The 14,776-nt window shown below is 45.4% G+C and carries 15 protein-coding genes; 10 read left to right on the top strand and 5 right to left on the bottom strand.

Features of this window, described 5'->3' with window-relative positions; translation table 11 throughout:
- Window positions 1-107: 107 nt before the first annotated feature.
- Entirely contained in the window at window positions 108-650 is a 543-nt protein-coding gene (locus R7Q38_RS00420) for a carboxymuconolactone decarboxylase family protein (protein ID WP_005374097.1), read from the top strand.
- 95 nt (window positions 651-745) lie between these two features.
- Here the strand turns inward: R7Q38_RS00420 and R7Q38_RS00415 are convergent, their stop codons facing one another.
- Genes R7Q38_RS00415 through R7Q38_RS00405 form a run of 3 tightly spaced genes read right to left on the bottom strand, consistent with a single transcriptional unit; the run spans window position 746 to window position 5,278 of the window.
- Window positions 746-2,122: an efflux transporter outer membrane subunit gene (locus R7Q38_RS00415; RefSeq protein WP_239938629.1), complete on the bottom strand. Its 1,377-nt coding sequence runs from the start codon at window positions 2,120-2,122 to the stop codon at window positions 746-748.
- A 14-nt stretch (window positions 2,123-2,136) separates the two neighbouring features.
- The gene (locus tag R7Q38_RS00410; RefSeq protein WP_213866857.1) at window positions 2,137-4,101 is read right to left on the bottom strand and encodes a MacB family efflux pump subunit; all 1,965 of its coding nucleotides are present in this window, start codon (window positions 4,099-4,101) and stop codon (window positions 2,137-2,139) included.
- A 1-nt stretch (window position 4,102) separates the two neighbouring features.
- Complete coding sequence (locus tag R7Q38_RS00405) at window positions 4,103-5,278, bottom strand: efflux RND transporter periplasmic adaptor subunit (protein WP_005384341.1); 1,176 nt, start codon at window positions 5,276-5,278, stop codon at window positions 4,103-4,105.
- Window positions 5,279-6,050: 772 nt separating this feature from the next.
- Here R7Q38_RS00405 and R7Q38_RS00400 point away from each other — a divergent pair.
- The 4 genes from R7Q38_RS00400 (at window position 6,051) to R7Q38_RS00385 (ending at window position 9,278) form a co-directional block, all read left to right on the top strand.
- A complete protein-coding gene (locus tag R7Q38_RS00400; RefSeq protein ID WP_054701482.1) occupies window positions 6,051-7,394 on the top strand; it encodes an OmpP1/FadL family transporter in 1,344 nt (447 codons plus the stop codon).
- A 78-nt stretch (window positions 7,395-7,472) separates the two neighbouring features.
- Entirely contained in the window at window positions 7,473-8,192 is a 720-nt protein-coding gene (locus R7Q38_RS00395; RefSeq protein WP_213874379.1) for a carbonic anhydrase, read from the top strand.
- Between the two features lie 79 nt (window positions 8,193-8,271).
- Complete coding sequence (locus R7Q38_RS00390) at window positions 8,272-8,823, top strand: YtfJ family protein (RefSeq protein ID WP_065769302.1); 552 nt, start codon at window positions 8,272-8,274, stop codon at window positions 8,821-8,823.
- Between the two features lie 20 nt (window positions 8,824-8,843).
- On the top strand, window positions 8,844-9,278 hold the full coding sequence (locus tag R7Q38_RS00385; RefSeq protein ID WP_085569217.1) for a hypothetical protein: 435 nt from the start codon (window positions 8,844-8,846) through the stop codon (window positions 9,276-9,278).
- Window positions 9,279-9,358: 80 nt separating this feature from the next.
- Here the strand turns inward: R7Q38_RS00385 and R7Q38_RS00380 are convergent, their stop codons facing one another.
- Window positions 9,359-9,898, bottom strand: a complete 540-nt coding sequence (locus R7Q38_RS00380; RefSeq protein ID WP_020834877.1) for an NUDIX domain-containing protein — start codon at window positions 9,896-9,898, stop codon at window positions 9,359-9,361.
- A 51-nt stretch (window positions 9,899-9,949) separates the two neighbouring features.
- A complete protein-coding gene (yjjG, locus tag R7Q38_RS00375) occupies window positions 9,950-10,624 on the bottom strand; it encodes a pyrimidine 5'-nucleotidase (protein WP_182039681.1) in 675 nt (224 codons plus the stop codon).
- Between the two features lie 138 nt (window positions 10,625-10,762).
- On the opposite strand from yjjG, the gene R7Q38_RS00370 reads away from it, so the two are divergent.
- From R7Q38_RS00370 to R7Q38_RS00350, 5 genes are all read left to right on the top strand, one after another.
- Window positions 10,763-11,686, top strand: coding sequence for a LysR family transcriptional regulator (locus R7Q38_RS00370; RefSeq protein ID WP_005384329.1), 924 nt, complete (start codon window positions 10,763-10,765; stop codon window positions 11,684-11,686).
- 115 nt (window positions 11,687-11,801) lie between these two features.
- The gene (locus R7Q38_RS00365; RefSeq protein ID WP_213876792.1) at window positions 11,802-12,116 is read left to right on the top strand and encodes a hypothetical protein; all 315 of its coding nucleotides are present in this window, start codon (window positions 11,802-11,804) and stop codon (window positions 12,114-12,116) included.
- 47 nt (window positions 12,117-12,163) lie between these two features.
- Entirely contained in the window at window positions 12,164-12,850 is a 687-nt protein-coding gene (locus R7Q38_RS00360) for a helix-turn-helix transcriptional regulator (RefSeq protein WP_005497912.1), read from the top strand.
- A gap of 164 nt (window positions 12,851-13,014) precedes the next feature.
- Entirely contained in the window at window positions 13,015-13,197 is a 183-nt protein-coding gene (locus tag R7Q38_RS00355; protein ID WP_021035913.1) for a hypothetical protein, read from the top strand.
- A 514-nt stretch (window positions 13,198-13,711) separates the two neighbouring features.
- The gene (locus tag R7Q38_RS00350) at window positions 13,712-14,770 is read left to right on the top strand and encodes a glycine zipper family protein (RefSeq protein ID WP_239939264.1); all 1,059 of its coding nucleotides are present in this window, start codon (window positions 13,712-13,714) and stop codon (window positions 14,768-14,770) included.
- Window positions 14,771-14,776 lie beyond the last annotated feature (6 nt).

Here is a 14,776-nt window from a genome sequence, read left to right as displayed (position 1 = left end):
AATTATCAATTTTGAACATATGCTCAATTTTATATTGAGCGACCGCTCAAAATCAACTATCCTGTTCTTGCCTAATCCGCTCATATCCAATTACAGGAGATTTAAACATGGCAGAATTTAAACTGTATACCGCAGAAAACGCACCCGAAGGATCAAAGCACCTGATTGAAAATTCAGTCAAAGCGTTTGGCATGCTACCAAATCTTCATGCTGTTATGGCTGAAGCGCCAACCTTGCTTGAGGGTTATCAAGTTGTGCATGAGCTCTTTCAACAAACATCATTTAACGCTGAAGAATTGACCGTCGTATGGCAAACCATCAACGTTGAACATGGTTGTCACTACTGCGTTCCTGCTCATAGTGCGATCGCGGCGTCAATGAAAGTGGATCAGGAGATTGTCGATGCTCTCGTCAACCAAACACCATTGGCAGACGAAAAACTTGAAACACTACGAGAGACAACGCTTCAAATGGTGCGCCAACGTGGTGTGGTGGAAGAGTCTCAGATAGAGAAATTCTTTGCGGCGGGTTACGGACAGCAGCAACTGCTTGAAATTGTTCTTGGTCTAGCGCAAAAAGTGATGAGTAACTACACCAATCACCTAGCTGACACCCCGGTTGATGCACCTTTCAAGAAGTTCGCCAAGTAACTTAAGCTTTTATTACTGGTCCCATTCATGGGACCAGTAATACCTTCAAAAAGGCTTTGTTGCATGGCGCTTCGCTAGTGTGAGCTGACACCTAATTACAACGGCGCAACGTCGGTTCCTCCTAAAGACTGGTAAAGCGTAACCTGAGTGAGAAACTGGTTGTAGCGGTTCTCCAACAAAGAAGCTTGTGCGTTTCTGGTGTCTTCTTGGGCATTCAAATAGTCCATGACCGATGTCGAGCCATACTGATACCGCGCAGCATATATGGACTCAGCGGCACTTGCGGCATCATATTGTTCTTGTAAACGCGCCGCTTGATACTTCAATTTTTCTCGTGCCGACAAGGCATTTTCGACATCTTGGAATGCGGCGTACAACACTTGGCGATAGCTCACAATGGCCGATTGATAGTCTAAATCGGCAATGGATTGGCTGTTTTTCATCTCATTCCACTGCAAAAACGGTAGCGTCATATCCGCACCTAAACTGCCGATCGGGTTGGAAAGCAGGTCTTTGAGCGCTTGTGACGATCCACCCAAAGCCCCAGTGAGCGTCAGCTTAGGCAAGTAGTCCAAATCTGCCGCGTCTTTATTTGCTAGCGCGGCTTTGACGTCATAAATCGCTGCTTTAATGTCGGGTCTGCGGATCAATAAATCAGACGGAGCACCAACACTCAACGATGGCATATCGCCTTCAGGCAGCATTTGGATGTTTGCACTGATGCTCTTCGGCGGTTGATTGAACAAAATCGCAAAGGCGTTGTTTGCCTCAAGTAAACTCTGTTCAAACTCACTTTGCTGCGCTTGTAAGCTTGCCAACGTACGTTTGGCTTCAAGCACATCTAACTGATCCACAGCGCCAAGTTGGTACTGTTTTTCAATCAATTGTAGCGTTTGAGCTGCGTCAGCCACATTACGTTGACTGAGGTTTAAGCGCTGTTTCAAATAACCGATTTGCCAATATAACGATGCCGTCGTTGCGACCAAACTTTGTGCGGTCGCCTCGCGATCTTGTTGACTTGCCATCGCCGACCACTTGGCTTGGTCAACGTCTGCCGAGATTTTTCCCCACAAATCCAACTCGTAATTGACGGATAAGTTCGTGCTGTAGCTATCTGCCGATTCCCCGCTATCAAGAGATTTTTGAACTTGCCCTGATGTGGAAGAACTCAACGTAGGGAAAAGGTCATCTTGCGCTAAACCCAGCTGTAAACGCGCTTTCTTTAGCGTTAGCGTTGCCAGCGTCAAATCGTTATTTTGAGCCAACACCTGAGTAATGTATTGATTAAGCGTTGGGTCGTTAAACGCCAACCACCAAGGATCCATACTGACATCACCCGCAACATGCATCTGTTGCCAATTTGCAGGCATTTGCACCGCAGGTGCTTGATAGTCACTACGCATAAGCGACCCACAACCTGACAACCATACTGCACTTAAGGCGGCCGCGACCAATCGAGTTTTGAATTTCATTGTGTTACTCATTTTTAGTCTCTCGCTAGCGCTTCTATCGGATCGAGTTTGGCGGCATTGCGAGCGGGTAAAAAGCCGAAGGCGATGCCAATCAACGTTGAGCAAATAAACGCCCAGATGATCGAGTTCATTGAGTAAATCATTTGGAAGCTGCTGCCAGATGTACTGAATGCAAAACCAATCAAAAATGCCAAGCCAATACCAGCAATGCCACCACACAAACACACCAGTACCGCTTCAATCAAAAACTGACGCAAAATATCCGCTTGCCGCGCACCCACAGCCATTCGTACACCGATCTCTTTCGTGCGCTCTGTCACCGACACCAACATGATGTTCATTACGCCAATTCCGCCGACAATTAGGGAGATCACCGCAATCGCTGAGATCAGTAACGTCATGGTTGCGGTGGTTTTCTCGATGCTCTGACGAATGGTGTCAGTGTTAATCGTGAAGAAATCTTCTGTACCGTGGCGCATTTTTAACAAGTTGATGATGCTCTGCTCTACCGCCGCACTTGGGGCGTTCTCATCAATCCGTACAGTAATGCCGTTGAGGTAGCGTTGTCCCATCATTCGTCCCGACATAGTGGTGTATGGCACCCAAATTTTCAGCGCGTCGCTGTTTCCAAACGCGTCTTCTTTTTTCTGCGTGGCACCCACAATACGCACTGGCAATGAACCAAGAAAAATCACTTCACCAATCGGATTTCTATCCGCAAACATTTCCTTTCTGGTGTTGTCATCAATCACTGCTTCTTGGGCGAGTGAGTTCACGCTCTCTTCATCCCAAAACTGACCTTTGGCGATCTCATAACCGCGCACACGAAAATAATCTTCCCCAACCCCTTCCACAGACGCGGTTGCATCCTGATTGGCGTAACGCACGGTTAAGCTGTTGGATAAAGACGGCGTGACACTGTCGACAAAAGGTAGACTCTCCAACGATTTGGCATCGTCGGCGGTTAGCGTTTTCACTCGTCCGGAGCGGCGGTCACCAAACCCTTTGCCCGGCCTGACATCAATGGTGTTTGTTCCCATGGATGAAATATTCGACAAAATTTGCTGTTGTGAACCATTACCTAGTGCCACCACGGAAACCACCGAGGCTATACCAATAATGATGCCGAGCATGGTCAAAAACGTGCGCATTCTGTGGCTAGACATCGCCAGCAGCGCCATTTTGAGCGCGTCAATAAAACTGTCCCACTTCCACCACTTACTGGCGGCTTGCGCTGGGCGATGAAAAGACGCGCTCGGTGTCTTTGCTGCTTGCTCATTGATTACAACTTGTGCATTTGGCGTATCTGCAATGATTTCACCATCTTTGATTTCAATGATGCGATCCGCAAAGTTCGCCACGTTCATATCATGAGTCACTAAGATGATCGTATGCCCAAGTTGATGCAATTCTTTAAGCAGTGCCATCATCTCTTGCCCACTGTGACTATCTAATGCGCCAGTGGGCTCATCGGCGAGAATCACCTCACCACCGTTCATCAGTGCACGAGCAACACTCACGCGCTGTTGCTGGCCACCACTCAGTTGGCTGGGCTTGTGAGTCAAACGATCTTCCAGCCCCAAGCGAGCCAATAGTGACTGCGCTCGCTCCGTTCTTTGACGATGAGGAACTCCCGCGTAAACCGCTGGTACTTCCACATTTGCCACCGCGGTTAAATCCCCCAGCAGATGGTAACGCTGAAATATAAAGCCAAAATACTCGCGGCGCAGTTCCGCCAGTTGGTCGGATTCCAACGTCGAGACATCTTGCCCATTAATGAAGTATCGACCGCTGGACGGTTTATCCAAGCAGCCGAGCACATTCATCAGCGTCGATTTACCTGAGCCCGAAGCCCCCACGATCGCGACCATTTCACCGCGTTTTATCTCTAAATTAATGTGGTTCAACACGGTAAGCGACTCGTCGCCAGAGACAAATCGTCGAGTTAAATCCTCAACTTTTAAAAGCACGTCACTCATATTAGAACCTCATTGGAGGTCGACGACGATCACCTCGGCTTGATGATTCTCCATCCATAGCATTGCCAAGAACAACTTGGTCGCCCTCCTTCAAACCTGAGAGAATTTCTGCGTTCACTTTGTTGTTGATACCCACTGTCACGGGCTTTTGCACCACTTGGCCCTGTTCAAGCACTGGCACGGTATAGTTGCCTTTGCCGCCAGATTTTTGCAGGACTTGTGAAGGGACAATCAAGGTATTTTCCGATTGCTCAAGGACAATCGAAACTTGCGCAGTCATGCCGATGCGCAAAATACCTTGCGGGTTCTTCACATCAAATACAGCGTTGTAGTAAATGGCGTCGCTATCTGAAATGCTCAAATCGCTGTCATCGCCATCCATGATGGTTGGCCCCGGCTCAATGGCGCGCAATGTGCCTTTAAACTGCTGATTCGGTTTGCCTAAAATGGTGAACAGCGCCGTTTGGCCTGGGTGAACAAAAATCACATCGGCTTCCGAAATTTCGGCTTTCACCGTCATCGTATCTAACTTGGCTAACTCGATAATCGTTGGCGTGGTTTGATTGGCGTTTACGGTTTGTCCTTCTTCCACCGCGGTGTAGACCACCGTGCCATCCATCGGTGCGTTGATGGTGGTGTAACCGAGATCTAACTGCGCATTGTCGACGTTGATTTTGGCTTTCTCGATTTCAGCATCCAGTTGCGCTAACTCGGCTTTGTAGATGGCGAGCGTCGCTTCGGCATTCTCGTAATCAGCTCGTGAGCTCGCTTTCGCTGCCAACATGCCTTTTTGGCGCACGTATTCATAGTTTGCTTGTTTAATCTGCGCTTGCTTAGCCTGGTACTGAGCGTTGAGACTATTAAGAGACGCTTGGGCTTCTTTGAGGCTGTTTTGCTGAGTCAGGCTGTCAATCTGTGCAATCAAGTCCCCCTGTTTTATCTCATCCCCTAAGTTCACAGCGAGGCGTTGAATTTGCCCAGATACTTGCGCACCTACATTCACCAATTTGGACGCTTGCAACATGCCGTTAGCTAATACCGCCTTTTCGATATTGCCTTTGCGAACGACTTCTGTCGCGTAAGGAGAAATGGGTTCTGGACGTTGCAGATAATGATAACCACCAGCACCAATAGCAAGTAGGCCACACAAAACGAGCCATTTTTTATTGAGTTTCATAGCAGGAGTGAAGTAAATAATCGTTTTGATTTTATACTGCTATTTGTCTTAGCCGTACAGGGTACGAGACGTAAAGATAGGTAAATTAACGTCAAGAAACTGAATGAATAACTTCACTAACGTGAAAAATCAGAGATATTATAGTCACTTCAAAACTTTATTATTCAATACGTATAGCAAAGACCATTTTTAATATAGAAATTCAAGTTATAAGTATTATAAACAAAACTTTTAAATACCAACAAACCAGTAAAAATCTTAACTTATTCAATATGCAATCCATTAAAATTTCATTATGGCCATTTTTAATTATTGAATTTCAAGAGGAGTTAAGTGGCAAGTTAAATAAAAAATACCCACATAACACAGGTAAGACCGAGAGGAGTGTGTCATGTGGGTTTAAAACGATAGTTCTCTTGCTGATTCGAACTACCAACGTTGGGATGCAATGGAAATACAAATGACTCAGAGTTTCCATCACGGACACTTTATCGCTGGATTTCCCTCTATTTGTTAGGGAACAGTCAGTACAATAAAAATAGAGAAGTAATACCGCAAAAATAAAAATAGAGGTTCAGGATTTAATTTACACGTAAAATAATTACTATATTCACGCCATGAAGCATTAATAAATTCAACAATAAATATTTATTAAGTTAAATTTACTTATTGTCAGCAAACTGTTAGTTTTACTCTTAAATGCACTGGTCAGATTTGTTTATTTTACTAATTTTCGTTGCAATACAACTTCTAATTAATTCATGAGAAAAACATGCAGCGACAATTAACTCTTTCACCGATTTATTTATTAATCGGGTTAGCCTCCTCGACGGCGTATGCCGGTGGTTTTCAAATTAACGAACATTCTGCGACGGGTCTTGGTCGTGCTTTTGCTGGTGATGCCGTCATTGGTGATAATGCGTCTGTAGTCAGCCGTAACGCCGCAGCGATGACGCTGTTTAAACAAAATGCCTTATCGTTCGGCGTCACTTACGTCAAACCTGACGTTACCGTTAAAAATGCGCAATATCATCGAGCTAACATTAATGCGGATGTCAATGTTGGTATGGGTGGTTTTCCTCCGTCCCCTCAAGCTGACATTACCCCGTCCTTCTCTCAAACCGTGACCGACATTGATGACGTCGATGGCGTTGGTCAACCAGCCGTTGTACCCAATTTTTACTTTATTCACCCTATCAACGACGACTGGTATCTAGGCTTATCGGCATATTCCAACTTCGGAACCGACATGGAGTTTAAACCAAACTATGGCGCACCTGTTTTTGGCGGTGTCACCAGCGTAGCGAGTGTCAACCTTGGCGCAAGCTTGGCATACAAGGTGAACGACCGTTTTAGTATCGGTGGTGGTATTGATGTGATTTACGGCTCTGGTGAGCTGTACCGCGATATGGACGTGGGTGTTTGCGTTGGTGGGAACATACTTGGAAACGAACTAGAACAACGCTGTGGATCCGTAAAAGGCAACGCACTTGATGTGGAAGCTGGCGGCATTGGGCTTGGCGCGAACATTGGCATGATGTACGAGTTTAACGAACGTCATCGCTTAGGTTTAAGCTACAAGCACAGCCCTAACATAGATGCCAAGGGCGACATCCACTTTGCTGGCGAATCGTACGACTCGCTTGCTATGCCGCTACCGGATATTGCGGAGTTTTCCGGTTATCACCGCGTCTTACCTAAATTTGCCCTGCACTATTCTGTGCAGTGGATTGGTTGGTCAGCATTTGACAGCTTGAAAGCTGATGATCAGTTGCTAAAAGATTTTCAGTGGCAAGACTCCGCGCACTACTCCATCGGTGCGACTTGGTACGCCAATGAACGTTGGACACTTCGCACGGGTTACATGTTCGACAAAACACCTGTCGATGAGCTGACTTCGCTTTCTATCCCAGATTCGAACCGTCACTGGTTATCTGCGGGTGCCTCTTACCAATGGTCATCAGATACCACGGTTGACATCGGTATGACGTACTTGATTGGTGAAGATGTCAACGTAGAAGAGTACGCGTATGAAGGTGTTCCTGCACCGATGGTAACGGGCGTGACCCATTCAAATGCGTTCCTAATTGGTGCCCAACTCAGCCACCGTTTCTAATTTGTCAGGCAGTGATCAAACCTCTAGGTCATTGCCTTGTAACAAGGCTTATCAAAGCGACCGAACAGAGACATTATTATGAACAAAACACTACTTGCTTTTTCACTCTCACTTCTCACTCTAAGTGCGGCTCAGGCTTCGGAATGGGGCTATGGCAATGACAAACACGGGCCAGAACACTGGGGAGAAATCGCCAAAGACTGCGCAACCACGAAAAACCAAAGCCCAATCAACATCGACAACCCAGCCGATGCAAAACTGGAAGCACTGAACCTTTCGTACACAGGTCAAGTCATTGGTTTAACCAACAATGGTCATACGCTGCAAGCGCAAGTGAACGGACGTAACAGCTTCACCATCGATGGCGAGACGTTCGAGCTGCAACAGTTCCATTTCCACACACCTTCAGAAAACCAAATCAAAGGCCGCCAATATCCACTTGAAGCGCACTTTGTGCACGCCAACGCAGATGGCGAGTTGGCGGTAATTTCGGTGATGTTTGATGCTGGCGATCAAAACGCAGCACTGTCTAAACTGTTCAACGCAATCCCACAAGAGAATCAAACCACTTTCTTTAAAGATACGTTTGAGATTAACGACTTACTGCCAAAAACTGCAAACTACTATCGATTTAACGGCTCTTTAACCACACCGCCATGTTCAGAAGGTGTGCGCTGGTTTGTGCTTAAAGACACTCAAACCTTATCCAAAGATCAAGCCGCGAAACTGATGGAAGTCATGGGACAAAACAATCGTCCGCTGCAACCGCTAAATGCGCGCGTTGTACTTTCTAACTAAACGCCACATCCGATAAGGGGCATCGTATTTGCCCCTTATTTTGATTCGCTCTAACCTCACTTCGTTACAGGAACCCCCAATGAAAACTCCATCTGTTCTGTCACTCTTACTCGCACTCGCCCCGACATTCGCCTTCTCTCATAACCTTTCTGTCGGTCAAACCACCCCTTCCGTCAGCATTGATACCTATGGCGAAATGACGCTGCAAGGAGACGATGTGGCTTATCAACCTTGGGCAACTCAGCAGATGTTAGGCAAAGTCCGTGTGATACAAGCCATTGCAGGTCGTAGTAAAGCTAAAGAGATGAACGCGCCGCTGATGTCAGCAATCACTGCCGCTCACTTTCCTGAAGAACAGTATCAGACCACAACCGTGATCAACCAAGAAGACGCCATATGGGGAACCGGTACATTTGTTAAATCGTCGGCAGAGGACAGCAAAAAGACATTCTCTTGGTCTTCCATGGTGTTAGACAAAAATGGCGTATTAGCAACAACTTGGGATCTACAGCAAGAAAGTTCTGCGATTATCGTACAAAATAAACAAGGCGAAATTTTATTCGTGAAAGAAGGGGCTTTAACTCAAGACGAAGTCACACACGTCATCGAACTGATTAAACAGAATATCTAAACCTAAGGTAAGGAAAAGCTATGAAACTGTTCAACACCATCGCACTCTGTCTTTTAGCGGCTGTAGCCTCTTTCCAATCGGTTGCAGGAGACAACGATTGGGACAAGATTGCAGATAAAACCGTCAGTTTTAAATCAGAAACCGACACAGTCAATCCACTGTCACCATTTGCTAACGCTCGTTTCAGCCACATCAAAATCAAATGTACGCAAGGTACGGTCGATCTGAAAAGCGTTAAAGTGATCATGAAAGATGGTCAGGAAAAGACGTTCGACAGTTTAGGTGTTCTGACTAAAGGCATGTCATCAAGAAGCTTAAGCCTACCAACAAAAGATAACGCGAAGTTAGACAAAATCGAGTTGAACTATGAATCGGTTGGCAGCACTGCGCTGCAAGTCGTGGGGGTGACTAAAAAAGCGCAAGTGGAAATCTTAGGTAAGAAAATCGACGAGTAAGCGATGGCTCAACGAGCTCACCCAAACTAAAAAACAGCGGCACTAGGCCGCTGTTTTCATTAAAAAATCGTCATGAATAACTAAATGAATTTCTTCAGCTTCGCCAAACCATAAGCAGCGATGGTGACACAATCTTTGATCGTACCGTCGATCATCATCTGTTCGAACTCCTCAACAGAAAAAGCGCGAGTGATCAAATCCTCTTCTTCACTGTCGAGTTGATTGCCCACGTCCGTTAAATCACTGGCGAAGTAGACGTGACATGTCTGATTCAAAAAGCCGTATGCGATAAACTGCGCGCCGACATACGCCATGGCGCTCGCCTGCATGCCCGTTTCTTCACGCAGCTCGCCTTTGGCAAGCTCAAGATGATCCGCATCTGGGTTTGATTCCCACGCCCCTTGTGGGATCTCCCAACAACGTTGACCTACGGTGTAACGGTACTGCTGAACCAAGTGAATCATCCCGTTATCGATAGCCAGAATCGCAGCACAATCAGGTTTGTCGACCACACCATAGATGCCCTCTGCGCCGCTCGGACGTAAAATTTTGTCCTCACGCACCGTCATCCACTTATTCTGGTAAACGACTTTGCTGTCTAGCTGTTTGATGTCTGACATGGTTATTCCTTGATTTTTCCGAGGGTTACTGCGGAATAATACCCGATTCGGTTACGCCACCAAAATGTTCTTTAGTTCACTCAAAGACTCAACGGTGTAATTTGGTGCGATACGCTCATCAACGCTTGCGCCTGTGGTATTTAACCAGCAAGTTTCAATACCAAAATTATTACCACCCAGAATATCGGAATGCAGGTTGTCACCCACCATCAGTACGCGCGTTTTGCATGGGTTGCCCATTTGCTGCATCGCGTATTCAAAAATACCTAAGTCCGGTTTTGCTACGCCCACTTGTTCAGAGATCACCACTTTATCGAAGTACTCAGTCATCCCTGTGCGCTCAAGGCGAATTGCTTGCAACTCTGTAAAACCGTTGGTGATGATGCCCATTTTAGCTTTGCCTTGCAGCGCTTCCATCAGCTCTTTTGCACCTGGCAACAAGCTGCAAATATCGGCCATCGCTTCTAAAAATGCGCTGTTGAGATCTGCTGTTGTAGTATTCAACTTCTCAGCCCACTCGGTAAAACGCTTATGTTTTAGCTCATCTGCCGTTACTTTGCCGTCTTGGTAATCCACCCAAAGCGGTTTGTTTACGGTTTGGTAATGAGTAAAGTCTTGTTCAGTAAAATCTACGCCTTTGCGAGAAAACATAAGCTGCAAACCTTTGAAAGCATCAAAGTGGAATAAGGTTTCGTCAGCGTCAAACAGGATCCAATCGTACTTCATTTTCTTCTTCCCAAAATCAAGGTCGTAATACTGGTGCATAGTCTAGATTGTTTTCTTCTTGAAGATAATCTCTATAATTGGAAATTAATTGTATCCTTGTGCTCAACAATAAATGCTTCACGATAATAGGAGATTGATGTGAACGCGATTGCCTCCCTGCCCGTTTTTGTTGCTGTTGTCGAATGCGGCAGCTTTTCCCTTGCGGCCAAACAGCTGAATCTGACGAAATCGGCGATCAGCAAACGCATCAACCAACTAGAAGACGATTTGGGCATTCGTCTCCTTAATCGAACTACGCGTAAGCTGAGCCTGACCGAAGCAGGAGAACGCTATTTTGAGTACGCCTCTCAAGCGCTCAACCTAGCCCAGCAAGGCGTGGACGCGGTATCGGAACTGCAAGGCTCTCCACAAGGTCGGCTCAAAATTACCGTGCCGATGTCTTTCGGTGTACTGCATATCGCGCCTTTGATCAGTGAGTTTCTCGCTCGTTACCCGAAAATTGAAGTGGATTTAAACCTCGAAGACAAAATGGTCGATTTGGTTAAAGACGGTTTTGATTTGGGGATCCGTATTGGTGAACTCACCTCTTCCAATCTCATCGCAAAACGTCTCGCCCCTTGTAAAAGTGTGCTTTGTGCCTCGCCAGATTACTTAGCGGAGTTTGGAACACCACAAAAACCAAGTGATTTAGTCAGTCACAACTGCCTGCGCTACTCCTATTTCCGTGGCGGCGTCGAATGGATGTTCATCAACAACGGCAGCGAATACAAGGTACTTCCAAAAGGAAACTTTATCGTCAATAACAGCGAAGCCATTCGCCAGTTGCTGTTAAGAGGCTCGGGCATTGCTCAACTGCCGACGTTTATTGCAGGAAGAGACTTTGCTGCAGGAAATCTAAAACCGGTGATGGAAGAGTATTCTCTACCAGAACACGCCATTTATGCGGTTTTTCCTGAACGCAAGCACATGCCGTTGAAAGTAAGAGCCTTTATCGATTTTATCAGCGAAAAACTCGGCACAGATTTACCTTACTGGGATCGTTACAACAGCCCAGAAAAATAACCATATTGATGATAAGTGAGTGAGATTTCACTACTGACATGTTCTGACATTCCATCCGCGTAACCTTATTTGGAACTCAACAGGCAATCCGCCAAAACCAATAAGGAATCACAATATGGAAACCGTTATCGAAACTGTGCAATTTCGTCTAACCGCAGGCACAACAGAGCAAGACGTGATCGCTGCTGTCAAACAGTCACAAACGTTTGTGAAGAATCTGCCGGGCTTTTTGTATCGCTCACTCAGTCACGAAGCGACGGACGATGTGTGGACAGACATCATTTACTGGCGTTCAATGGACGATGCAAAACAGGCGGGAAAACAGATTAAGCAAGCTGTTGAATTTCAGCCTCTGTTATCAATGATTGACTGCGAAAGCTTCGAGCTTAAACATCACAACTTAAAAATGTGCAGTGAGCTAGAGAAGTAATCAGCCACACTACCACTAACAACCAGTAGGTCTAGATAAGGAACATCATGAGCAAATCAGAACGACTGTTTGAGCTACTGACGCTTCTGCGCGCAAAGCGTTACGCCGTGACAGCGAAAGAGCTCGCAGAAAGAATGGAAGTCAGCGAACGTACGATTTATCGCGATATTCAGTCGTTGCTCAGTTCTGGTGTTCCTATTCAGGGTGAAGCAGGTGTTGGCTACCTATTGCAAGCTGGCTCTCATCTGCCGCCTTTGATGTTCTCAGAAAAAGAGATGATGGCGCTTGAACTGGGTATGCGGATGGTTCGAGCCTGGTCGGATGCCGAACTCGCCGAAGCGTCTCACTCTGCGTCCACCAAAATACTTTCGGTATTGCCCGATAAGCTCAAACAACAAGTGGAAGATTGTCCGCTGATTGTGCCCGATTATCACACCCAATCCGAGACTGCCAAACGAGGGCAGCTTCTGCGCCACGCGATTGATCATCAGTTTAAGGTCAGTTTGGATTACCAAGATGAAAGCGGACAGGTGACCGAGAGAAAAATCCAACCGTTAGGCCAGTTCTTTTGGGGCAAAGTCTGGACGCTGGTCGCCTGGTGCGAATTGCGCGATGACTACCGCCAGTTCCGCCTCGACCGTATCCAAGCACTGCGTATGCACGATGAAGAGTTTCAGAGTGCGGAAACCAAATCTCTCAAACATTATATTGCGCAGTATGAATCGAAAGATTGAGTGTTCTTCATCCTTCCATCACAAGGATTCTAAATTGCTCTGCTCAATGCGAGATATTTGGAAAGGCACATTTAGTTAAACTAATGTTTCATTTTTAACAGATGCGCAACCAACCTAAGATCGTTAACTTAAGTAGCACGTCAACCACACCGGAGCGTGAAGCTATGAAAGTACTGATTCAATACACCCAAGCAGGGAAATATCGAGATCAAGCGTGGGAGTCTTTAACTCTTCGATCTAAAGGTGATATGCAGGCCGTTACCCCTTCTTATGCTGCCCAACTTATCGAACAAAGCAAAGCGACACTTGTGATGACAGAGGAGCAACAAATCGTTATTCATCCATAACCGACTATTAGCCTTGTTTAACCAACCTTTGTTAGTTGTGCAAGGCTTACATCTCGCCATTACACGTTATCCATTTTATACACGACCAACTATATTTGGAGGTTGGCCTTAAGCATTTTTCCGAACATTGATGTTTGTTCGTTTAATCATTCAACCTAGCTCAGGTGAAAAGCGAAAGTTACCCGATGTATCCCAAGAGGTGCCTAGGTGGTACCGTCTATTATCCTTCATATTAATATGGGTAATTATCATAAACTCTACAATGTTAGCACTTGTATTTTTTATCGCAGGTTTTTTATCACTAGCAAATCATGTATGACCTTCACTTATCCAACCAAGTTTAATATCACACTTTAAATGTAAAAAATCACATTAACAATTTCATGCAAATAATAAATACATCAGCTAATTTGTAACTTTTTAAAATGAAAGTCTAGAATGCAAAAAATAAACCTTTTTAAATATAGTTTCTTGTTAGTATCTGCACAAACAAATTATTAGCTAAAGGTGCTCTGTGTCGGGATTATTTGAGTATAAAATAAAAACTCATGATAACTTATCATCAATTATATTAAACATGTATGGTGCTCCATATGGTAGCAAGGACTATCAGATGGTACTGACTCATATAATGACATTAAACAAGCATATTTCAGATCCTAACCGCATTAGAGCAGGCGATATCATTTGGTTATCAGCTCTACCCAAATCAAGCTCTCAACTTAAAACTCAAAGTAACAATGCGTTACCTCCTAAAAGTATCGCGAAGCTAGGGATCTACCCAGCGTCTAAACCTCAAATGCCCAGCTCTCCTCCCCATAAAGTTTTGCCTCCCAATCTTCTCAGCTACAATCAACCTCCAAAATCAATCTCAAATCAAGTTCCACCGCAACATGCTGACATGTTTTGGGCGTTGGCATGGCTAGAAAACAACGCCAATATGATTACTATTCCAGGAGGTACCTTGATGGGTGCTACAGGGAACTTGATGAGTAAAGGAAATATTAAGCTCATTGAGAACATCAACGACCTTTACGCAAACTATAAAAACGGAGTAATAAGTAAAGGACAATATGATGGTAGACGTAAAAAACATTTAGACCTACTAAAGAAAAATGTTGGCCCTATGGAAAAGCTGTTATTTGGCAACAAAACGACTCACCAGTCTATTCGCATAGCTCGAAGTGGAGGGTTACCTGCGAATGCTCATATAGTTAAACAAGCCGAAAAACTGAATAAAATAGCTCAAGCATCTAAAGTGGGCGGACATGTTTTAGTCGGTGTTGGTCTGACGGCTTCCTGCATTCAGATTGCGAATACACAAGACCAACATGAGAAGAATGAAATTTTTGTTGAGTCAATAACTAGCACAGCTGTAGGAATGGGTACCAGCGCGTTAGTCGGTCTATTTTTAGTATCAAACCCTATTGGCTGGGGGACTGCCATTGTACTCGCTGCCGGTACTACCGCTATTGGGTACGCCTCCGGTAAAGCAGCTGTGCTTACATACAACAACTTAGGCTCTCAGCCTGACTTAGTTTCAAAGACAAATTTGGGTGCCATATGCAATTAGTTTGGA

The organism is Vibrio sp. Vb0598 (assembly GCF_033338935.1).
GTDB lineage: Bacteria > Pseudomonadota > Gammaproteobacteria > Enterobacterales > Vibrionaceae > Vibrio > Vibrio alginolyticus.
Note: the sequence above shows the minus strand (reverse complement) of the source record. Positions and strands in the feature narration are given on the sequence as shown.